This is a genomic window from Streptomyces sp. HSW2009 (assembly GCF_040240285.1).
Taxonomy (GTDB): Bacteria; Actinomycetota; Actinomycetes; order Streptomycetales; family Streptomycetaceae; genus Streptomyces.
This window is the reverse complement of record NZ_JBEHZD010000080.1, coordinates 1-20,183: the sequence shown is the minus strand read 5'-3', so window position 1 is coordinate 20,183 and position 20,183 is coordinate 1. Positions and strand designations below refer to the sequence as shown.

Genomic DNA, 20,183 nt, shown 5'->3' with positions numbered 1-20,183 from the left:
CCGGCCACCAGGGAGCCCACCGGGGCGCCGCCGACCACCCGGGCGCCCGGGCCCGCGCCGACGACGGCCGAGCCCACGCCGGACCCGACGCGGACCACGCCGACGCCCGACCCGGAGCCGACGACGACCCCGCCGACGCCGGACCCGGAGCCGACCACGGGCAGCCCGACGCCCGATCCGGAGCCGACGACGACCCCGCCGACCACCGCGCCCACGCCCACCGGTGAGCCGACGACCGGATCGCCGCCCCCGCCGCCTCCGCCGGCCCGCCCGGGCCGCGACGCGACGCGCGGGCCGCTGGGCCCATAAGGCCGCGCGGGCCGCTGGGCCCGCAACCACCTCGCAGAGCCGTACCGCCCCCGCCGCCGAAGACCCGGTGGCGGGGGCGGTGCCGGACGGGCGCTCAGCCCCGGCCCACCGTCTCCGCGATCCGGTCGCCGATGTTCTGGTCCACGTTGCGCCAGTACTGGAACGCCCGGTCGAGCACCGGCGCGGTCACCCCGTCCAGCAGGTGCTGCGAGACGTTGCTGACCAGCCGCTCCCGCGCCGCGTCGTCCAACACCTCGCGCACCAGCGTGCCCGCCTGCCCGAAGTCGTCGTCATCGGGCCGCAGCCGGTACGCCTCGCGCACCATCTCGCCCTCCGCGTACCACCCGGCGGGCTCCCCGAACCGGTCCGTGTCGGCCGCCGGGCCGCCGTGCGAGTTGGGGGCGTAGACCGCGCCGACCCGGTTCGGTTCGTAGCGCATCGGCCCGTCCTTGGCGTACGAGTAGACCGGGACGTGCGGCCGGTTCGGCGGGAGCTGCGCGAAGTTGGGGCCGATCCGGTAGCGGTGCGTGTCCGGGTACGAGAAGAGCCGGCCGAGCAGCATCTTGTCCGGCGAGGGGCCGATGCCGGGCACCAGGTTGGAGGGCGCGAACGCGGCCTGCTCGATGTGGACGAAGAAGTCGTCCGGATTGCGGTTGAGGGTCATCTTGCCGACCTCGATGAGCGGGTAGTCGGCGTGCGGCCACACCTTCGTCAGGTCGAACGGGTTGAAGCGGTAGTCCGCCGCCTCCGCGAACGGCATCACCTGCACGTGCACCGTCCACGTCGGCGCGTCCCCGGCCGCGATGGACTCGTACAGGTCCCTGCGGTGCTTGTCCGCGTCGAGCCCGGCGAGCTCGTCCGCCTCCCGCTGGGTGTAGAACTCGACGCCCTGGTCGGTCTTGATGTGGTACTTGACCCAGAACTTCTCGCCACCGCCGTTGACCCACAGGTAGGTGTGCGAGCTGTAGCCGTTCATGTGCCGCCAGGTCTTGGGCACCCCGCGGTCGCCCATCAGCCACGTCACCATGTGCGCGGTCTCCGGCGACAGGGTCCAGAAGTCCCACTGCATGTCGTTGCTGCGCAGCCCGGTGGCCGGGTGCCGCTTCTGGGAGCGGATGAAGTCCTGGAACTTCTGCGGGTCGCGTACGAAGAAGACCGGGGTGTTGTTGCCGACCAGATCGTAGTTGCCGTGCTCGGTGTAGAACTTGAGCGCGAAGCCGCGCGGGTCCCGCCAGGTGTCCGGGCTGCCCTGCTCGCCGGCGACGGTCGAGAAGCGGGCCAGCATGCCGCACCGCTTCCCCGGCTGGAACAGATCGGCCTTGGTGAACTGACTGACGTCCCCCGTCACCTCGAACGTCCCGTACGCCCCGCCCCCCTTGGCGTGCACCACCCGCTCGGGCACCCGCTCCCGGTTGAACTGGGCCATCTTCTCGATCAGGTAGTGGTCCTGGAGCAGGATCGGCCCGTCGGGCCCCACGGTCAGCGAGTGCTCGTCGCTCTCGACCGGGATGCCGGCGTTGTTGGTGGTGTACGGAAAGTTCTGCTGCCCGGGGTCGGTCATCGAGCGTCTCCCATCGAGAAAAGCGCATCGCTCAGCACGAAATGTCCCGATAGCAGTCAATCCCGCCGACAGAACGTCGGCAACCGAGGGGGGGGGGGGGGGGGGGGGGGGGGGGGCGGGGGGGGGGGGGGGGGGGGGGGGCGGGGGGGGGGGGCGCCATGCCCCCCACCCACCACCCCCACCGCGCTGACCAGGCAAGTCACCGCGCGTAGCGTCCGCACGGCGGAGCGCTTCGGGGGGAGGCGGCGGGCGCGCCTGGCCGGGGAGCGCGGGGGCGCGGGGGCCGCCGGGGGCCGGGCCGGTCGCCGGCGGTGGGGCGGCTACCCCGGGTGGGCCGTGGCCTTCGGTGGCATGGCCAGTTCGAACCACACCACCTTGCCGGTGCTCAGCCGGGTCGCGCCCCAGCGCCTGGCCATCCGGTTGACCAGGTACAGGCCGCGTCCGCCCTCGTCGGACGGCCGGGCCTGGCGCAGCCGCGGCAACTGCGGCACGTCGTCGCCGACCTCGCAGCGCAGCACGTCCGTCCGCAGCAGCCGCAGCGTGATCGGCCGTTCGGCGTACCGCACCGCGTTCGTGACCACCTCGGAGACCAGCAGCTCCACCGGGTCGGTGAGCTCCTCCAGGTCCCAGCGGGACAGCGCCCGCCGCGCCAGCCGCCGGGCCTGACCCGCGGTCTGCGCCTTCGGATCGAGGAACCAGTACGCGACGTCGCTGGGCGCGATCCCCTCGAAACGGGCGGCGAGCAGCGCCACGTCGTCGTCCCGGTCACCCGGGCCGAGCATGTCGAGGACCTCGTCGCAGAGCGCTTCGAGCGGCGGCGGGTTGGGCCCGGTCAGCCGGGCCGTCTCGGTCAGCCGCTCGCTGAGCTGGTTGATCCCGGTCCACACGTCGCGGATGCGCGACTCGACCAGCCCGTCGGTGTACAGCATCAGCGTGGCCCCGGCCGGCGCGTCCAACTCGACCGCCTCGAAGTCCACGCCGCCCACCCCGATCGGCGCGCCCGGCGGCACCCGCAGCACCTCGGCCCGCCCGCCGCGGTGCAGCAGCACGGGCGGCGGATGCCCGGCGTTGGCCACCACGATGCGGTGCGCGACGGGGTCGTAGACCGCGTACATGCAGGTGGCCATGCGGTCCGTGCCGAGCCGCTGGGCCTGCTCGTCGAGGTGGTGGAGCACCTCCTGCGGCGGCAGGTCGAGCCCGGCCAGCGTCTGCGCCGTCGTACGGAGCTGGCCCATGATCGCGGCGGAGGTCATCGAGTGCCCCATCACGTCGCCGACCACCAGCGCCACCCGGTTGCCCGGCAGCGGGATCGCGTCGTACCAGTCGCCGCCGACCCGCGCGGTCTCGGCCGCCGGCAGATAGCGGCTGGCCAGCCGTACGCCGGTGGGCTGCGGCAGCGAGTCGGGCAGCATGGTGCGCTGCAACTCGTCCGCGATGTACACCTCGCGCCCGTACAGCACCGCCTTGTCCACACCGAGCGCGGTGTGCGTGGCCAACTGTGCCGCCACCAGCAGGTCGTCCCGCTCGAAGGGCGGCCGGTCCGGGCGGCGGATGAAGACGGCCGCGCCGATCACCCGCCGCCGCCCGCGCAGCGGCGCCAGGATCGTGCGGTGCCCCATCGCCACCGTGCGGCCCGAACCCAGCAGCTCGGGAAGGGCGGCCCGGGCCGCGGCCGAGTCGCCGAAGACCGGCCGCACCCCGCGCAGCACCTCGGCGAGCGGCCCGCCGGCGCGCACCTCGCACAGGTCGGCCGCGGGACCGCCACCGAGCGCCGGCGACAGGTCGGGGCCCGAGGGCAGCAACGGCATCCGGGTCTCGGTGTCGGCCTCCGCCGGGATGCGGTCGGTGCGCCGCAGCCGCAGCATCACCGGGTCCACCGGGCGCTCGTCGCCCACCGGCAGCGGGTCCCGCAGATAGACCAGGATCGCGTCGGCGAAGGTGGGCACGGTGGCCCGGCACAGACCGAGGACGATCTCGTCCAGGTCGATGCCGCGGGCGATGCGCCGGGTCGCGGCGCCCACGTAGCGCAGCCGCTCACCACCGCGCGCCGCCAGCGCACTCATATCGGCGGCGGGCGCGCCGGCCGGCCGCTGCGCCGCCGCCTCGGCGGGCAGGCCGGTGGACCGCCCGGGTGTTCCGCCCGGACCCGGCGGCCCCTGGGCCGTGGCCGGCTCGGGGTGGTGCGGTTCGGCCTCGTGGCCCGCCGCCGGGCGCGGCCGGTGGTCGGGGCCCGGCTCCGGGGTGGCGGCCGGGCCGGGGCCGGGGCCCAGGCCGGTGCGCGGGTCCGGGACCGCGCCATGCGCGTCTTCGGGCATGGCCGCGCCGGAGGCCGCCGCGGGTGCGGCGGCCTGCCTGCGGTCGTGGGAGGTGGGATGCTCCGTCACGCGTGGGTTTCCATCCGTCCGGGGCCGTGCGCCCGTATCGGTCGGGCGCACCGAGGTCAGGCGCGTCGTCGGCAGTGCAGGAAGATCTGGAGCTCGGGTGGTACGTCCGTACTGGCCGGGGCGTACGTGTGCGAGTCCTCCCCGATGATGTCGAAGCCGGCATCGTGCACGACCTGGCGCAGTTCGTCCCGCAGGTAACCGGATACCCGAATCGTGTTCCCCAGGAACGGGATCGAGAAGTCGTCCACGTCGGCCTCGACCATGGCGAGCGCCAGCAGGCCGTCCGGCTTCAGCAGCCCGTGCACGGTGCGCAGCGCCAGCGGGATCTCCACCCGCGGCAGCATCAGCAGCGAGAAGTACGCGCTGACGCCGTCGAAGGTGCCCAGGTCGTGCGCGCCACCGGGGCCGTACGGTGCGCCGGGGCGCAGTTGCGCGACGTCGACCAGGTGGAAGGTGCCGTCCGGCACCTGGTCCCGGGCGATCTTGAGCATGCCGGGCGAGATGTCGATGCCGACCACCTCGTGCCCCGCGTCGCTGAGCTGGCGCGCGGTGGGCACCCCGGTGCCGCTGCCGATGTCGAGCACGCGCGCCCCGCTGGGCAGCGCATCGGCCAGCCACTGGCCGGACCGGAGCTGACCGTCCTTGTGGGGAAACGCTTCGTCGTACCGGTCGCCGATCGCGTCGAACGCCTCGGCCTGCCCGCTGCGATCGATCTCTAACCGGCCGTACGCCTCGTACCCGTGGTGGCCGTCACCGCTCACGACATTGCCCTTCTGTGACCGCACGTCAAATCCCGTACTTCATTCGTGAGTTGCGTTGCTGTGTTTCCTGCCGGAGCAGTGTTGCGGAGGACGATCCTACGTTTGAAGCCCAGGTGCACATCAAGAGGCATGTGTCCGCGGGCGTTCTCGTAGGGCTGACCAGTCCGCCGGGAGGGCGGGGACCGGCCACGCCGGGTCCGGTCGCCAATTCTCCCAGCCGTCGCGGAACGGGGCACCCCAGGATTGGACGGCGGCCACCGCGGCCCGGCCGGCGGACCTGATCCGCGCCGCCTGGTGCGGCGCGACCAGGCCGACCCGCTGCGCCTGCGCGAACTCGTCCTCGTCCTTCATCTCCCAGCTCCGATCCGGGTTGACCACGAGGTCGAGGAAGTGGTCCTCGGAGTCGACCCCGCCGCGCCAACGGGTCTGCGGCTCCTCCAGATTCACGTACCAGTTGCGGAACCGCCAGCCGTCGTCCCAGAACAGCCAGACCGACCAGGGGTCGCCCGGCCGCACCAGCTTCAGCACACCGGTGCCGAGCCAACGGGTCTCGACCACCGTGCGGGGTTTGGTGTAACGGGTGGTGAGCGGTTCCTGGTGGAGGTCGGTCCCGTCGGTCAACTGCGGCTTGGCACAGACCGTGCCGGGGGCGAGCCAGACGGCGAGCAGGTCGTCCGTGTCCTGCACGACGGTCACCGGGCGGCAGATGTGGATGCTTCGATCGCGGCCGTTGGCCCGGTAGCGCCACAGGACCTGGGCGCCCGGCTCCCAGTGGGCGGCGCCGGCCGCGCCCCGCGTTTCCACCATGTCCGCTGTCATGAGCAGATCTTAGGCGTGGCAAGGCTGCCGCGCCGTGACGAATCCCATTTCCTGGAGCCCGTCCCGCGCGACGGGTCGGATCGGCGCACGTACGCGGGCACGCGGCGGTCACCCCGGGCAACTGGGCCCCGACGCACCCCACCCGCCCTCGAACGCGCCACCCCGCCCCCGCGGGGCGTCGATGCGCCGGGGGTACGGCGCTTGGGGCGGGGGAAGGGCGCTCGGCGCGGAACGGCGGCCGGCAGGGGGCGGCGGCCCGCGGCGGGGCGGGGGCCCGCGGCGGGAGTGCCGGGAGGGCCCCGCGGCCGGCGTGGGCGTCGTCGGGCGTCGGCGTCGCTACGGGCGGGTCATCCGCAGTACGTCCAGCGCCGCATCGAGCTGTTCGACCGTCAGATCGCCCCGCTCCACGTAGCCGCCCTCCAGGACCACCTGACGGATCGTCTTGCGCTCGGCCAGCGACCGCTTCGCCACCTTTGCGGCCTCCTCGTAGCCGAGGTACCGGTTGAGCGGGGTGACCACCGAAGGCGAGGACTCCGCGTACTCCCTGGCCCGCTCCGCGTTGGCGGTGATGCCGGCCACCGTGCGGTCGGCGAGCAGCCGGGCCGCGTTGCCGAGCAGCCGGATGGACTCCAGCAGGTTCTTGGCGATCACTGGCAGCATCACATTGAGTTCGAAGTTGCCCGCGGCCCCGGCCGTCGCCACCGTCGTGTCGTTCCCGGTGACCTGGGCCGCGACCATCAGCACCGCCTCCGGCCCCACCGGGTTCACCTTGCCCGGCATGATCGAGGAGCCGGGCTGGAGGTCGGGCAGGGCGATCTCGGCCAGCCCGGTGCGCGGCCCGGACGCCATCCACCGCAGGTCGTTGCAGATCTTGGTGAGCCCGACCGCGATGGTGCGCAGTTGCCCCGAGGTCTCCACCAGGCCGTCGCGCGCGCCCTGCGCCTCGAAGTGGTTCCTGGCCTCGGTCAGCGGCAGCCCGGTGGCACGGGCCACCTCGGCGATGACGGCGGCCGAGAAGCCGGGCGGGGTGTTGATGCCGGTGCCCACGGCGGTGCCGCCGAGCGGCAGTTCGGCCAGCCGCGGCAGCGCGGCGTGCAGCCGCTCCACGCCGTACCGCACCTGGGCCGCGTAGCCGCCGAACTCCTGGCCGAGGGTGACCGGCGTCGCGTCCATCAGATGCGTACGACCCGACTTCACCACGTCCGCGAACTCCTCCGCCTTGGCTTCGAGGGCCACGGCGAGGTGCTCCAGGGCCGGCACCAGATCGGCGGTGACGGCCGCGGTGGCGGCGATGTGGATCGAGGAGGGGAAGACGTCGTTGGACGACTGGCTGGCGTTGACGTGGTCATTGGGGTGCACGGGGCGGCCGAGCCGCTCGCTGGCCAGGGTCGCGATCACCTCGTTGGCGTTCATGTTGGACGAGGTGCCGGAGCCGGTCTGGAACACGTCGACCGGGAAGTGCGCGTCCCAGCGCCCGTCGGCCACCTCGCCCGCAGCCTCCGCGATGGCGCCGGCGATCTCGGCCTCGATCACCCCAAGCCCGGCGTTGACCGTCGCCGCAGCGGCCTTGACCTGCGCCAACGCCTGAATGTGGGCCCGCTCAAGGCGCTGCCCCGACAGCGGGAAGTTCTCCACGGCCCGCTGCGTCTGCGCCCGCCACTTGGCGTCCGCCGGAACCCGCACCTCACCCATCGAATCGTGCTCGATGCGGTACTGCTCGTCGCTCATCGTCGACCCACCTCCTGCCAAGGCCAGCACCGAGGGGCCGCCAGGTGTTCCCGACGGGGGTTTTCGAACGGGCCGGCGCCTCCGGGGCGAACCGCTTGAGGGAGCCCCGACCACCGCCGGGGCTCCCTCAAGGTGCTTCGCTCGCCCCCGTGGGGGCGTCCGTGCGGGTCAGTCCGCCTTGCGGACCGGGATGCTGGTCAGCAGGGGCTGGGTGGGGGACGGGTCGGCGAAGAAGTCGTTGCCCTTGTCGTCGACGACGATGAACGCCGGGAAGTCCTCGACCTCGATCTTCCAGACCGCCTCCATGCCCAGCTCCTCGTACTCCAGGACCTCCACCTTCTTGATGCAGTCCTGGGCGAGGCGGGCGGCGGGGCCGCCGATGGAGCCGAGGTAGAAGCCGCCGTGCGCGGCGCAGGCCGAGGTGACCTGCTGCGAGCGGTTGCCCTTGGCCAGCATCACCTTGGAGCCGCCGGCGGCCTGGAACTGCTCGACGTAGGCGTCCATCCGGCCGGCCGTGGTCGGGCCGAAGGAACCGGACGCGTACCCCTCGGGGGTCTTGGCCGGGCCCGCGTAGTACACCGGGTGGTCCTTCAGGTACGCCGGCATCTCCTCGCCCGCGTCCAGCCGCTCCTTGATCTTGGCGTGCGCGATGTCACGGGCCACCACCAGCGTGCCGGTGAGCGAGAGGCGGGTCTTGACCGGGTGCCGGGACAGCTCGGCCAAGATAGCGTCCATCGGCTGGTTCAGGTCGACGGCCACCGCGTCCAGGTCGGGCCCGGCGCCCGCGGTCAGCTCGTCCTCGGTGGTCTCGGGCAGGAAGCGCGCCGGGTCGGTCTCCAACTGCTCAAGGAAGACGCCCTCGGCGGTGATCTTCGCGACGGCCTGCCGGTCGGCCGAGCAGGACACGGCGATGGCCACCGGGCAGGACGCGCCGTGCCGCGGCAGCCGCACCACGCGCACGTCGTGGCAGAAGTACTTGCCGCCGAACTGGGCGCCGATGCCGATCTTCTGCGTCAGCTCGAAGACCTTGTCCTCAAGCTCCTTGTCCCGGAAGCCGTGCCCGGCCGGCGAGCCCTCGGCGGGCAGCTCGTCCAGGTAGTGCGCGGAGGCGTACTTGGCGGTCTTCAGCGCGTACTCGGCGCTGGTGCCGCCGACGACGATGGCCAGGTGGTACGGCGGACAGGCCGCGGTCCCCAGCGAGCGGATCTTCTCTTCCAGGAACTTCATCATCGACGCCTCGTTCAGCACCGCCTTCGTCTCCTGGAAGAGGAAGGACTTGTTGGCCGAGCCGCCGCCCTTGGCCATGAAGAGGAACTTGTACGCGTCGCCGTCCGTCGCGTACAGCTCGATCTGCGCCGGCAGGTTGGAGCCGGTGTTCTTCTCGTCCCACATGGTCAGCGGGGCCATCTGCGAATAGCGCAGGTTGAGCTGGGTGTACGCGTCGTAGATGCCGCGCGAGAGCGCCTGTTCGTCGCCGCCGGAGGTGAGCACCTGCTGGCCGCGCTTGCCCATCACGATCGCGGTGCCGGTGTCCTGGCACATGGGCAGCACGCCGGCCGCCGCGATGTTGGCGTTCTTCAGCAGGTCGAGCGCGACGAACCGGTCGTTCGGGCTGGCCTCCGGGTCGTCCAGGATGCGGCGGAGCTGCGCGAGGTGGGTCGGGCGCAGGTAGTGCGAGATGTCGTGCATGGCCTCGGCGGCCAGCTTCCGCAGCGCCTCGGGCTCCACCTTGAGGAAGGTGCGCCCGTCGGCCTCGAAGGTGCTCACACCCTCGGCGGTCACGAGCCGGTACGGGGTGGCGTCCGGGCCTACGGGCAGCAGATCCGTGTACACGAACTCAGGCATCGGGGCCAATCCTCACTGCGGTCTCTCGCTGACGTCGATGGCAGGCGCCTCCCGGACGGAGCACGGGGAGCGTCCACCAGAGTAGAACGGCGGTCCGACATCGTGTCGGTGAGGTGGGACTCAGTCCGCCCCTATCGCGATCTATCGCGTTTCGCTAGGCTGTCGCGGGTGGACGAACAGCAGCCGGTTCCCCTGACGAAGCCCCGTGCCGCAGCCCCTGCCGCACCTGCGGTCCCCGCAGACCCCACCCCACCCGCAGTCGCCGCCGTACCCGCGGCCCCTGCCGCACCAGCGGCGCCCGTGGCCCCTGCCGTACCCGCGGCGCCCGCAGCCCCCGTCGTGCCGTCCGAGGACGCCATCCGCGCCTCGGACGCGGACCGCGACCGCATCGCCGACATCCTGCGCGAGGCCCTGGCCGAGGGGCGACTGACCGCGGAGGAGCACGCCGAGCGCATCAGCGGGGTGTACGAGGCGAAGACGCACGGCGAACTCGCCCTGTTCGTCCGGGACCTGCCCGCTTCCGCCGGCGGCCCCGCGGGCCGTGCCGGCGCGGGTCAACCGGCCTCCGCCGTGGTTCCCACGCTGCCGCCGGTGCGCAACTCGGCCACCGACAACCTGATCGCCGTCTTCGGCGGCGCCGGCCGCCGGGGCCGCTGGCGGGTGGGGCGCAAGACCAATGCGTTCGCGCTGTTCGGCGGCGTGGAGATCGACCTGACCGAGGCGGTGTTCGAGCAGCAGGAGGTGGTGGTGCAGGTCACCGCGATCTTCGGCGGGGTGGACATCAGGGTGCCGGAGAACGTCACCCTGCGCAGCGCGGGCACCGGCATCTTCGGCGGCTTCGACGTGGCCGATGTGGAAGCCGAGGACCCGGCGGCCCCGGTGGTCGTCGTCAGCGGGCTCGCGGTCTTCGGCGGCGTGGAGGCCAAGCCCAAGCGCGGGAAGCGGGTACGGAACCTGAACGCGAAGCGCTGATCGGAAACGACGGCACGGCGTACCAAAAACGCACAGCTCCACGCAGCGATCGGAACGCCCGTACGACGTGAGGCAACCGTGTGCATAAGCACCCGCACAGCGGGTAAAGCTTCGTGCATCGTCTCTCGTACGGCTGCGGGCGCGAAAAGTCGTGCGCAGCGAGGCGGGCAAGGGTGACCCAAACCGGAGCCGTCGTCAGGAGTAGACCGTGCTGCAACCGCATCACCCCCTGGACGCCGCTGTGCCCCCGCAGCGTGACCACGCCCGGGAACAGGCCGGCCCCTGGCATTCCGAGGCGGTGTGCCGCCGTGACGAGGCCGGGCTCTTCTTCGCCCCCTCCAAGGAACCGACCGCGGCCCGGCTCTCCCGGGAAGAGGCGGCCAAGCGCGTCTGTGCGCGCTGCCCCGTCATGGTCGAGTGCCGGGAGCACGCGCTGATACAGCCGGAGCCGTACGGCGTGTGGGGCGGTCTCACCGCGGCCGAGCGCCGCGTGGTGCTGGCCCGCCGCCGGCGCCGGGAGGCGGAGCTCCAGCGCGCGGTGCGGGTCGCCGCGGCTGGCTGACGCCGCCCGCAGCGAGCCCCGACACCCGCTTCGGACACCCTCACCCCGGGCCCGCCCCGCCAGGTGCCACCCGCTTCCCCGCGTCCCACGCGCGCCGGAAAGCGGGGGAGGGGGGGGGGGGGGGGGGGCGCCGCGGCCGGGGGGGGGCCCCCCCCCCCGCGGGGGGCCCCCCCCCCCCCCCCCCCGGGCCCCCGGCGCGCCCCGCGCCGCCGCCGGCGGCGGGGGGGGGGGCGGGGGGGGCCCCCCCCCCCGGGGGCCCCCCGGGCTCAACTGTGTTCCGCGCACGCGACCGCTTGCGCCACGGCGTTCCGCTCCCGCGGCTGTTCACGCCACGGTGTTCCGCTGCCGTGCGCCCCGGCCCGGCGGGCCCGCCCGGCCGGCGGGGCCGCGGTCAGCAGGCCCGCGGCCGGTGGTGCGGCGGGTGGGTGACCGTGGCGGGCCTCAGCGGGCGCGTTCGAAGTCGACCGCGGCGTACGCGCGCAGCTTGGACAGCCGGTGCGTGGAGTCGATCTGCCGGATGGTGCCCGACTTGGAGCGCATCACCAGCGACTGGGTGGTGGCGGTCTCGGCCCGGTAGCGCACGCCGCGCAGCAGGTCGCCGTCGGTGATGCCGGTGGCGACGAAGAACACGTTGTCGCCGCTGACCAGGTCGTCCGTCTGGAGGACCCGGTCGAGGTCGTGGCCCGCGTCCAGCGCGCGCTGCCGCTCCGCGTCGTCCCGCGGCCACAGCTTGGCCTGGATGGTGCCGCCCAGGCACTTGATGGCACAGGCCGCGATGATGCCCTCCGGGGTGCCGCCCACGCCGAGCAGCAGGTCCACGCCGGTGCCCTCGCGGACGGCCATGATCGCGCCGGCCACGTCACCGTCGGAGATGAACTTGATGCGGGCGCCGGCCTCCCGGACCTCCTTGACGATCCCGTCGTGCCGCGGCCGGTCCAGGATGACGACGGTCACGTCCTCCGGGCTGGAGCGCTTGGCCTTGGCGATGCGCCGGATGTTCACCCCGACCGGGGCCGTGATGTCCACGAACTCGGCCGCCTCCGGGCCGGTGACCAGCTTGTCCATGTAGAAGACGGCCGACGGGTCGAACATCGAGCCGCGCTCGGCGACCGCGAGCACCGAGACCGCGTTCGCCATGCCCTTGGCGGTGAGCGTGGTGCCGTCCACCGGGTCGACGGCCACGTCGCACTCCGGACCGGTCCCGTCGCCGACGCGCTCGCCGTTGAAGAGCATCGGCGCCTCGTCCTTCTCGCCCTCGCCGATGACCACCACGCCGTTCATCGAGACCGTGTGCACGAGCGAACGCATGGCCTTGACGGCCGCGCCGTCCGCGCCGTTCTTGTCGCCGCGGCCGACCCAGCGGCCGGACGCCATGGCACCGGCCTCGGTCACCCGGACCAGCTCCAACGCCAGGTTGCGGTCGGGAGCCTCGGGGCTGACTTCGAGGGGGGACGGCAGATGATGCTCGGTCATCGGAGCGCACCTTTCTGTACGGCGACGGCCGTGTGACCCCTCCCGCCCGAAGCGGGGCAAGGAGGGCGAGGGTGCTCATGACTTTAACGGTAAGTCGCGAAAATGAGCAGAGGGCCCTACGTATGAGCGCTATCACGCATGACGGTGCAGGGCGCCGCGCGCGGGAACGGGGCCCCTGGTCATGGCCGGAACGGGCGTAGGGGACGATGGGTGCGTGGCCGGTATGCGTGGTGAGAATCAGACCGTACTGAATCTGGTGCTGTCGATGGCTGTGGTGTGCCTCGTGGCGATGGGGATCTACGTCTTCATCCCGCACGACGACAGCAAAGACCCGATCAAGACGGTGAACACCCGGGTCGAGGTGGACCTCGTGCGCCGCGCGGCCCCGTATCCGGTCGCCGCGCCCGAGGGGTTGCCCACGGGATGGCGGGCGACGTCGGTGAGCTACCGGGGCAAGTCGGACCTCGGCGCGGTGTGGCACCTGGGCTATCTGACGCCCGACAAGGAGTACGTCGGCGTCGAGCAGAGCGACTCCTCGCAGGCCGACCGGTACGTCGCCGACGTCACCCACAAGGCCAAGCCGGCCGGCGGCGAGGTCGAGGTGGACGGCCGGAAGTGGACCCGCTACCGCGGCGAGAAGTACGACGCGCTGGTGCACAAGGTGCCCGGGGCGACGACCGTGGTGACCGGCACCGCGCCCGACGCCGATCTGCTACTGATGGTGCGGTCCCTCAAGATCGAGCGCGGCGCCAAGCCCAGCTTCCCGCCGAGCAGCGCGCCCACGGGCAAGCCGTCCGCCGACACCGCGCAGACCGGAACCCCCGCCGCCACGCCGTCTTCGGCGAAGCCCGCGGAGTAGCCGAGCGGGGGCCGGGTGGCGGGTGGTCCCGTCCCGGCTGACGGGTGGTGCCGGCTGGCGGGTGGTGCCGTGGAGCTCTCGGGCTCGCGCCGGCGGCCTCGCGCGTAAGACCTCATGGGGCCTCACAGTCGTGCGCCGCTGACTTCGCGCAGGGGCCCCGCGCCCCGGGTGTCACTCGGCTGACCTGGTACGGGACGCGCCGCGCCCCCGGTCACCGATGGGGGTGGGCCGGGGGCGCGGGGCGACCGGAAGGGCGGGGGCCGATCCGGGGCGGGCTCAGACGGTGGTGACGACCTCGTCGAAGGCCAGGCGCGGCGAGCGGGGGTTGAAGGCGCCCTCGCCCGGCTTGCCCAGGTTGACCACGGTGAGCACCTGGTGGTTGCCGTCGGGGAAGAACTCCTTGGTCAGGCCCTCGGCGTCGAAGCCGGTCATCGGGCCGGCGGCCAGGCCGGCCGCGCGCACGCCGAGTATGAAGTAGCCGATCTGGAGCGCGGCGTTGAACGTGCCGGCCTGCTCGCGCACCGGGCGCTCGGAGAAGAAGGCGTCGGCGATGCCCGGGGCGTGCGGGAGCAGCTTCGGAAGCTCCTCGTGGAACTCGTGGTCCACGGCGAGCACGGCGACCAGCGGCGCGGCGGCGGTCTTCGGGCGGTTGCCCTCGGCCAGGTGCGACACCAGGCGCTCGCGGGCCTCCGGCGAACGGACCAGCAGCACGCGCAGCGGCGACATGTTGAACGCCGTCGGGGCGTACTTCACCAGGTCGTAGATCGCCTGGACCTGCTCGTCGCTCACCGGCTCGTCGGTGAACGCGTTGGCGGTGTGGGCCTCACGGAAGAGCAGGTTCTGGGCGGCCGTGTCGAGGGCGAGAGTCATGACATACCTTCTGCTTGTTTATGCGGGTCTACCGGCACATGGTCGAGCTTGGCGGTTCTCACTGTACGGGATTTAGGTTAATTTTCAACTAAACCTAGAGGGGCGTGGCCCAGATCACGCGGTCCGCGGCCCGGCCGTGCTCCCAAGGGGTCCCGCCCGAAGTAACCCCGCCCCGAGCGGCCCCATTCCGATGGGGAGCGGCTGGCTGTGGGCGGTGGCCCCAGCGGGCCCCCGGGGACGGTGCGTACGAGTGGCCCGTACGGGAGGTCTCGCCGCGGGGTGGTCGAGCGGGCGAGCAGGGGCGGGGCAGTACGTGGTGGGTGGCCCATTGCGGGGGAGTGGGCGGAGTAGGTGAAGCGGCTGGGGCGGCCGGTGCGTGGGGTGCGGGTGGCCGGGGCCAGAGGCAGGGGGCCGGGTGGTTCGGGTGGTTCGGATAGTTCGGGTGTGCGTCCGGAATCGCGCGGGCCCGGAGCGTACGGGGCGGGCGTGCGGAGGTGGTCGTACGGGGTGCGGGCGCGGCGCGTTCCCCGATGGGCAGCGGGGCCACTGCTCTCGCTGATCCCCGTGCGGGCGCGGCTCGTGCGGGGCGTCGTCAGGGCCCGCCCGGCTCGTGGCGGGTGGGTGGTGAAGGGGTGTGGTCCGGCGGGTGGGCCGGGATGGCGGGGTCAGTCCGGGGCAGTCGCCGAATCGTCGGTGGTGCCCGTCGGGCCGCCTTCGGCGTTCGCCGTGGACGGCTCGGCGCCTTCGGTCAGGGCCGCGTCGAGCCTGGCCCGCGCGCCGTCCAGCCAGCGCCGGCAGACCTGCGCCAACTCCTCGCCGCGCTCCCACAGCGCGAGCGACTCCTCCAACGTCGTGCCGCCCGTCTCCAGCCGGCGCACGACCTCCACCAACTCGTCCCGCGCCTGCTCGTACCCGAGCGCGGTCCCGGTGGTCTTCTCGCCCGTCTTCACCATGGCTCCAGCCTAGAGGCGGGGTACGACAACGGGGTTGCGGCCGTGTGGCACCCGGTCAGTCGAGCGGTGGTCCGAGGCGCGGGGGCGGGGCCCCGGGGCGGGGACGGGTCACGACGGGAACGCGCTACACCTGGGGGAACGCGAAGGGCGGGGCAGGCCCGCAACGCCGGCGACCCGCGCGCCGGTGGCCGCCCGTGCCCCGGTTCCGCCGCGTCGGTCTGACCCGTCAGGAAGAAGTACGAGCAACCGGAAGGAAACGATCGTGGCACGCACCCTGCGCAACCTCACCGCTGTCACGGCCCTGCTCGGCGTGGCCGTCATCGGCGCGTCGAGCACCGCCTCCGCGGCCGAGGTCGCCCACAACAAGAGGACCCAGGAACTCACCGACCGGCCCACCAGCGGCATGCCGACGTCCTGCGTCGAACGCGACATCGACCTGACCGCCGGCACCTACGACTGGCTCCAGTCCGGTGGACCGGGGGAGCGGAAGAACCTGTTCCTCGGCCGGGGCACGTACCACTGGAAGGACTGCCTGCACCCGAAGAACGGCCACTACCTGCACCGGACGTCGCTCGATCCCCGCAACCCCGAGTGGGAGACGATCAGGCTCGAAGGCACGTGGAAGCCCGGCGTGCCCGGCCCCTGGCGGTGGGGCTCCGATCTCGACCCGCACTTCTAAAAGGGGCGCCGCGCGGGGGCGGCCGGGGCGCTACGTCGCGGCAGCCGCCGCGGTCCCGTCTGCGGGGCGCGCCGCCGGCCCAGCGGCCTCGGGCTGCTCCGCCGACGGCGTCGGTGGGCGCTCGGCGACGACCGTGAACGCCCCTTCGGCGACCCGGGCGCGCAGCCGCTCGCCGTCGGTGACCTCGGCCGCGTCCCGGACGACCGTGCCGCCCTCGTGTTGCAGCACCGCATAGCCGCGGCGCAGCGTCGCCGCGGGGGACAGGGCCACCACCCGCGCGCGGGTGTGGGCCAGCTCGGAGTCGGCGCGGTCCAGGAGATGGCGCAGGGTGCCGCGGCTGCGGTGCAGCAGGGCGTCGATCTGCTGCGCGCGGTCGTCCACCATGCGCTGCGGCTGCCGTATGCAGGGCCGGGCCAGCGCCGCAGCGAGCCCGCGCTCCTCGCGGTCGAGCTGCCCGCTCACCGCACGCAGCGCGCGCTCGCGGAGCTGCTGCACCCGGCTCAGCTCCTCGCTGACGTCCGGCACCACCTGCTTCGCCGCATCGGTCGGCGTGGACGCCCTGAGGTCGGCGACCAGGTCGAGCAGCGGCGTGTCGGGCTCGTGGCCGATGGCCGAGACCACCGGCGTACGACAGGCGGCGACCGCCCGTACCAACTGTTCGTCCGAGAACGGCAGCAGGTCCTCCACGCTGCCGCCGCCGCGCGCCACCACGATCACGTCGACGTCGGGATGCGCGTCCAGCTCCCGCACCGCCTCGATGACCCGCGGCACCGCGTGCACCCCCTGCACCGGCACCGGGCGCACCTCGAACCGCACGGCGGGCCAGCGCAGCCTGGCGTTCTCCAACACGTCGCGCTCGGCCGCCGAGGCCCGGCCGCAGACCAGCCCGATGCGCTGCGGCAGGAACGGCAGCCGGCGCTTGCGGTCCGCCGCGAACAACCCCTCGGCGGCCAGCGACTTCTTCAACCGCTCCAGCCTGGCCAACAGCTCGCCCACGCCCATCGGGCGGATCTCGGCCGCCCGCAGGGAGAGCTGGCCCCGCGGGGCATACCACTCCGGCTTCGCGTGCACCACGACCCGGGCGCCCTCCGCGACCGCGTCCGCGACCTCGTCGAAGACGGAGCGGAAGCAGGTGACCGTGAGGGAGATGTCGTACGAAGGGTCGCGCAGGGTCAGGAACACCACGCCGGCCCCCGGGCGCCGCGAGAGCTGGGCGATCTGCCCCTCCACCCACACCGCGCCCAGCCGGTCGATCCAGCCCCCGATCAGCCGGGAGACCTCGCCGACCGGGATGGGCGCCTCAGCGGACGTGTTCACAGCCATGCGCACGAGCCTAGCGGCGGCCACTGACAACGGCCGGGGCCCGACCCGCGGCCCCTACGCAGGGCCTCGCCCCGCAACCCTTGGCCCTCGGTCCCGACCCATAGCCCGCGACGCCCGGCTCCCGACGTCCAGCCCCCGACGCCCGGAGCCGTCGTCACGGAACCACCCCGGTCCCGTACCTCCCGCGGCTCGCCGGCCCCGGTCCCGTACCTCCCGCGGCTCGCCGGCCCAGTTCCGTACCTCTTACGCCCTACCGGCCTGGACTCCTACCGCCGTCGGCTCGCCGGCCCGAATCCGTACCTCCTGCGCCCCACCCCACCCGGCCCGGACCCCTATCCCCGCACGCCCCACCGGCCCGCGCCCTAAGCCGCCGGCGGCCCGCCAACCCCACCAGCACCCCCGCCTCCCGCGCGCCTGCGCTCGCGCCACTGCGCGGCCAACACCACCAGGCCGGCCCCGAACCAGATCGCGCCGATGAGCTGGGCCGTGTCCGACGCCTCGACGATCACCGCGATGACGATGCCGAGGCCGGTCAGCGGGATCAGGACGTGGCGCAGCACGCTCGGCACCTCGGCCCGCTTGCGGAGCCAGAACCAGCCGATCACCGAGGCGTGCAGCAGGGCGAACGCGGTCAGCGCGCCGATGTTCACCACCGAGGCCAGCCGGTCCAGGCCGTCGTCGCGGCGGGCCGCCCACACCGCCGCGACCAGCGTGACCGCGGCGGCGCCCAGCAGCGCCCGGCGCGGCACGCCGCTGTGCGCGTCCACCTTGGCCACCGGGCCCGGCAGCCGGCGGTCCCGGGCCATCGCGAACAGCAGTCGGCCGGCCGCCGCCTGCCCCGCGAGCGCCGCGAACGCCGCCCCGATCGCCTTGCTGACCGCGACCAGGTCGTGCAGCCAGTTGCCGACGGACGACTCCACCGCGGCGTAGAAGGCGGACCCCTGCGACGCGGGGTCGGCGGCCAACTCCGCCGCCGGGGTCGGCGAGAGCAGCGCCGCCAGATAGGTCTGCACGACGAACAGGAACCCCGCCACGGCCAGACAGGTCAGCACCGCGCGCGACACGCGCGCGGAGCCGGCCGCACTGCGCCACCCACTGCCCTTGCCCGGCGGCCCGCCCTTCCCGCCGGCCGCGTCCGGCGCGTCGTCCTGCGTCTCCTCGGCGCACGCGGCGATGGCGTCGAAGCCCAGGGAGGACAGGACGGCGACCGCCACCGCGCTGAAGACCGCGGTCAGCGCGAAGTCGCCCTGCCCGGTCAGCGGCGAGAGCCAGTCGCGCTGTGCGCCGTGCGCGGCGAGCTCCACCAGCGCCGCGGCCACGAACACCAGCAGCACCACGATCTCCATCGCCAGCACCAGGAACCCCACCAGCGCGGCGGCCCGCACCCCCCACAGGTTGAGCCCGGTGGTCACCACGACCGCGATCGAGGTCCACACCCACCGGTCGACCGAGGGCACCAACTCCTCCATCGCGATCCCGGAGAAGAGGTACGCGACGGCGGGGATCAGCAGGTAGTCGAGCATCGCCATCCACCCGGCGACGAACCCGGGCCCCTCGCCGAGCCCCACCCGCGCGTAGGTGTAGACCGAACCGGCCCGCGGGGCGACCTTGACCATCTGCGCGTACGAGTACGCGGTGAAGGCCATCGCGACCGTCGCCACCAGGTAGACCAGCGCGACCGCGCCGTGCGACTTGGCGTCCAGCGTGCCGAAGACGCCGACCGGGGCCATCGGCGCGATGAACAGCAGGCCGTACACGACGAGGTCGCGGAAGGTGAGCGTGCGCCGTAGCGTGGCTGGTGAGCTGTGCGACCCGGCCATGGCGTAAGCCTCCTCAGTACGCGCGCCTGGGCTCAGTGTGATCCACCCGCACGCCCTTTCCGCGCTGCGGCACGGCCGTACCATGGTCAGCATGACCGCAACGCCCAGCCCGACGCCCGCCACGGCCACCAGCGAAGACGCTTCGCGCGCCAGCCGCCGGGTCCTGCTCGCAGCCCCGCGGGGGTACTGCGCGGGTGTGGACCGAGCCGTGATCGCCGTCGAAAAAGCACTGGAGCAATACGGCGCTCCGATCTACGTGCGCAAGGAAATCGTCCACAACAAGTACGTCGTGCGGACCCTGGAGAAGAAGGGCGCGATCTTCGTCGAGGAGACGGAGGAGGTGCCCGAGGGCGCCATCGTGATCTTCTCCGCGCACGGCGTCGCGCCGGTCGTGCACGAGGAGGCCGCCCGCCGCCAGCTCGCCACCATCGACGCGACCTGCCCGCTGGTGACCAAGGTGCACAAGGAAGCCGTCCGCTTCGCCAAGGACGACTACGACATCCTGCTCATCGGCCACGAGGGCCACGAGGAGGTCATCGGCACCAGCGGCGAGGCCCCCGACCACGTCACGCTCGTCGACGGCCCGGATGATGTGAAGAACGTGCAGGTCAGGGACGAGTCCAAGGTGGTTTGGCTGTCCCAGACCACGCTGTCGGTCGACGAGACGATGGAGACCGTCGACGCGCTGAAGGAGAAGTTCCCGCAGCTCATCAGCCCGCCGAGCGACGACATCTGCTACGCGACGCAGAACCGTCAGGTGGCGGTGAAGCAGATAGCTGCCGAATCCGACCTAGTGATCGTCGTCGGCTCGAAGAACTCGTCCAACTCCGTCCGGCTGGTCGAGGTCGCGCTCGGCGCCGGCGCCAAGGACGGCCACCTGGTCGACTACGCGAGCGAGATCGACGAGGCGTGGCTCGAAGGGGTCAGCACCGTCGGTGTCTCCTCCGGCGCCTCGGTCCCCGACGTGCTGGTCGAGGGCGTCCTTGAGTGGCTCGCCGAGCGTGGTTACGGGGACGTGGAGGTGGTGCAGCCGATGCAGGAGAGCATCACGTTCTCGCTGCCGAAGGAGTTGCGCCGGGACCTGCGGGCGGAGGCGGCGGGGGCCGTCGAGCGCGCGACGACCGACCGCGAGGCCACGGCCTGACCGACCTGGTCCGCCCCTGATCGGCCACGGGCCGGGGCCCCCCCCCCCCCCCCCCGGCCGCCCCCCCCGCCCCCCCCGCGGGCCCCCCCCCCCGGCCGCCCCCCCCCCCCCCGCGCCCCCC

At 73.2% G+C, this 20,183-nt stretch carries 18 protein-coding genes; 5 read left to right on the top strand and 13 right to left on the bottom strand.

The window, feature by feature from the left end; translation table 11 throughout:
- From AAHZ94_RS09365 to AAHZ94_RS09330, 8 genes are all read right to left on the bottom strand, one after another.
- The coding region (locus tag AAHZ94_RS09365) for a hypothetical protein (RefSeq protein ID WP_349992104.1) at positions 1–215 on the bottom strand (215 nt) is incomplete at its 3' end.
- A 188-nt stretch (positions 216–403) separates the two neighbouring features.
- Positions 404–1,870 carry a catalase gene (locus AAHZ94_RS09360; RefSeq protein ID WP_349992103.1) on the bottom strand — a complete coding sequence of 489 codons (1,467 nt, stop codon included), beginning with the start codon at positions 1,868–1,870 and terminating at the stop codon, positions 404–406.
- 56 nt (positions 1,871–1,926) lie between these two features.
- Positions 1,927–2,073: a hypothetical protein gene (locus tag AAHZ94_RS09355; protein ID WP_349992101.1), complete on the bottom strand. Its 147-nt coding sequence runs from the start codon at positions 2,071–2,073 to the stop codon at positions 1,927–1,929.
- A 117-nt stretch (positions 2,074–2,190) separates the two neighbouring features.
- Positions 2,191–4,254: a SpoIIE family protein phosphatase gene (locus tag AAHZ94_RS09350; protein ID WP_502964622.1), complete on the bottom strand. Its 2,064-nt coding sequence runs from the start codon at positions 4,252–4,254 to the stop codon at positions 2,191–2,193.
- 56 nt (positions 4,255–4,310) lie between these two features.
- Positions 4,311–5,015 carry a class I SAM-dependent DNA methyltransferase gene (locus AAHZ94_RS09345; RefSeq protein WP_349992106.1) on the bottom strand — a complete coding sequence of 235 codons (705 nt, stop codon included), beginning with the start codon at positions 5,013–5,015 and terminating at the stop codon, positions 4,311–4,313.
- Between the two features lie 120 nt (positions 5,016–5,135).
- Entirely contained in the window at positions 5,136–5,834 is a 699-nt protein-coding gene (gene fomD, locus AAHZ94_RS09340) for a cytidylyl-2-hydroxypropylphosphonate hydrolase (protein ID WP_349992099.1), read from the bottom strand.
- 336 nt (positions 5,835–6,170) lie between these two features.
- Positions 6,171–7,562 carry a class II fumarate hydratase gene (locus AAHZ94_RS09335; RefSeq protein WP_349992098.1) on the bottom strand — a complete coding sequence of 464 codons (1,392 nt, stop codon included), beginning with the start codon at positions 7,560–7,562 and terminating at the stop codon, positions 6,171–6,173.
- Between the two features lie 168 nt (positions 7,563–7,730).
- A complete protein-coding gene (locus AAHZ94_RS09330; protein WP_349992096.1) occupies positions 7,731–9,407 on the bottom strand; it encodes a fumarate hydratase in 1,677 nt (558 codons plus the stop codon).
- A 300-nt stretch (positions 9,408–9,707) separates the two neighbouring features.
- On the opposite strand from AAHZ94_RS09330, the gene AAHZ94_RS09325 reads away from it, so the two are divergent.
- Positions 9,708–10,379, top strand: coding sequence for a DUF1707 SHOCT-like domain-containing protein (locus AAHZ94_RS09325; RefSeq protein WP_349992094.1), 672 nt, complete (start codon positions 9,708–9,710; stop codon positions 10,377–10,379).
- A 208-nt stretch (positions 10,380–10,587) separates the two neighbouring features.
- Positions 10,588–10,941 carry a WhiB family transcriptional regulator gene (locus AAHZ94_RS09320; protein ID WP_349992093.1) on the top strand — a complete coding sequence of 118 codons (354 nt, stop codon included), beginning with the start codon at positions 10,588–10,590 and terminating at the stop codon, positions 10,939–10,941.
- Between the two features lie 441 nt (positions 10,942–11,382).
- Here AAHZ94_RS09320 and glpX read toward each other — a convergent pair whose 3' ends face one another.
- Positions 11,383–12,414, bottom strand: coding sequence for a class II fructose-bisphosphatase (gene glpX / locus AAHZ94_RS09315; protein ID WP_349992091.1), 1,032 nt, complete (start codon positions 12,412–12,414; stop codon positions 11,383–11,385).
- A gap of 223 nt (positions 12,415–12,637) precedes the next feature.
- Between glpX and AAHZ94_RS09310 the strand changes: the two genes are divergently transcribed.
- Positions 12,638–13,273: a DUF4245 domain-containing protein gene (locus AAHZ94_RS09310; RefSeq protein ID WP_349992090.1), complete on the top strand. Its 636-nt coding sequence runs from the start codon at positions 12,638–12,640 to the stop codon at positions 13,271–13,273.
- A gap of 276 nt (positions 13,274–13,549) precedes the next feature.
- On the opposite strand, the gene AAHZ94_RS09305 is transcribed toward AAHZ94_RS09310, so the two are convergent.
- Both AAHZ94_RS09305 and AAHZ94_RS09300 read right to left on the bottom strand, forming a co-directional pair.
- Positions 13,550–14,143 carry a malonic semialdehyde reductase gene (locus AAHZ94_RS09305; RefSeq protein WP_349992088.1) on the bottom strand — a complete coding sequence of 198 codons (594 nt, stop codon included), beginning with the start codon at positions 14,141–14,143 and terminating at the stop codon, positions 13,550–13,552.
- A 665-nt stretch (positions 14,144–14,808) separates the two neighbouring features.
- Positions 14,809–15,096: an exodeoxyribonuclease VII small subunit gene (locus tag AAHZ94_RS09300; RefSeq protein WP_349992086.1), complete on the bottom strand. Its 288-nt coding sequence runs from the start codon at positions 15,094–15,096 to the stop codon at positions 14,809–14,811.
- Between the two features lie 262 nt (positions 15,097–15,358).
- Between AAHZ94_RS09300 and AAHZ94_RS09295 the strand changes: the two genes are divergently transcribed.
- On the top strand, positions 15,359–15,775 hold the full coding sequence (locus AAHZ94_RS09295; RefSeq protein ID WP_349992084.1) for a hypothetical protein: 417 nt from the start codon (positions 15,359–15,361) through the stop codon (positions 15,773–15,775).
- 30 nt (positions 15,776–15,805) lie between these two features.
- Here the strand turns inward: AAHZ94_RS09295 and xseA are convergent, their stop codons facing one another.
- Both xseA and AAHZ94_RS09285 read right to left on the bottom strand, forming a co-directional pair.
- Entirely contained in the window at positions 15,806–17,098 is a 1,293-nt protein-coding gene (gene xseA, locus AAHZ94_RS09290) for an exodeoxyribonuclease VII large subunit (protein ID WP_349992082.1), read from the bottom strand.
- 362 nt (positions 17,099–17,460) lie between these two features.
- The gene (locus AAHZ94_RS09285) at positions 17,461–18,918 is read right to left on the bottom strand and encodes an APC family permease (protein ID WP_349992080.1); all 1,458 of its coding nucleotides are present in this window, start codon (positions 18,916–18,918) and stop codon (positions 17,461–17,463) included.
- A gap of 91 nt (positions 18,919–19,009) precedes the next feature.
- Here AAHZ94_RS09285 and AAHZ94_RS09280 point away from each other — a divergent pair, with 91 nt between their 5' ends.
- A complete protein-coding gene (locus AAHZ94_RS09280) occupies positions 19,010–20,062 on the top strand; it encodes a 4-hydroxy-3-methylbut-2-enyl diphosphate reductase (RefSeq protein ID WP_349992078.1) in 1,053 nt (350 codons plus the stop codon).
- Positions 20,063–20,183: the final 121 nt, after the last annotated feature.

Bases quoted from the DNA above. Each gene is read 5' to 3' on its own strand.
- AAHZ94_RS09360 (WP_349992103.1), bottom strand. From the start codon at position 1,870: ATGACCGACCCCGGGCAGCAGAACTTTCCGTACACCACCAACAACGCC.
- fomD (WP_349992099.1), bottom strand. From the start codon at position 5,834: ATGACAGCGGACATGGTGGAAACGCGGGGCGCGGCCGGCGCCGCCCAC.
- AAHZ94_RS09335 (WP_349992098.1), bottom strand. From the start codon at position 7,562: ATGAGCGACGAGCAGTACCGCATCGAGCACGATTCGATGGGTGAGGTG.
- AAHZ94_RS09330 (WP_349992096.1), bottom strand. From the start codon at position 9,407: ATGCCTGAGTTCGTGTACACGGATCTGCTGCCCGTAGGCCCGGACGCC.
- glpX (WP_349992091.1), bottom strand. From the start codon at position 12,414: ATGACCGAGCATCATCTGCCGTCCCCCCTCGAAGTCAGCCCCGAGGCT.
- AAHZ94_RS09310 (WP_349992090.1), top strand. From the start codon at position 12,638: ATGCGTGGTGAGAATCAGACCGTACTGAATCTGGTGCTGTCGATGGCT.
- AAHZ94_RS09305 (WP_349992088.1), bottom strand. From the start codon at position 14,143: ATGACTCTCGCCCTCGACACGGCCGCCCAGAACCTGCTCTTCCGTGAG.
- AAHZ94_RS09300 (WP_349992086.1), bottom strand. From the start codon at position 15,096: ATGGTGAAGACGGGCGAGAAGACCACCGGGACCGCGCTCGGGTACGAG.
- xseA (WP_349992082.1), bottom strand. From the start codon at position 17,098: ATGGCTGTGAACACGTCCGCTGAGGCGCCCATCCCGGTCGGCGAGGTC.
- AAHZ94_RS09285 (WP_349992080.1), bottom strand. From the start codon at position 18,918: ATGGCCGGGTCGCACAGCTCACCAGCCACGCTACGGCGCACGCTCACC.
- AAHZ94_RS09280 (WP_349992078.1), top strand. From the start codon at position 19,010: ATGACCGCAACGCCCAGCCCGACGCCCGCCACGGCCACCAGCGAAGAC.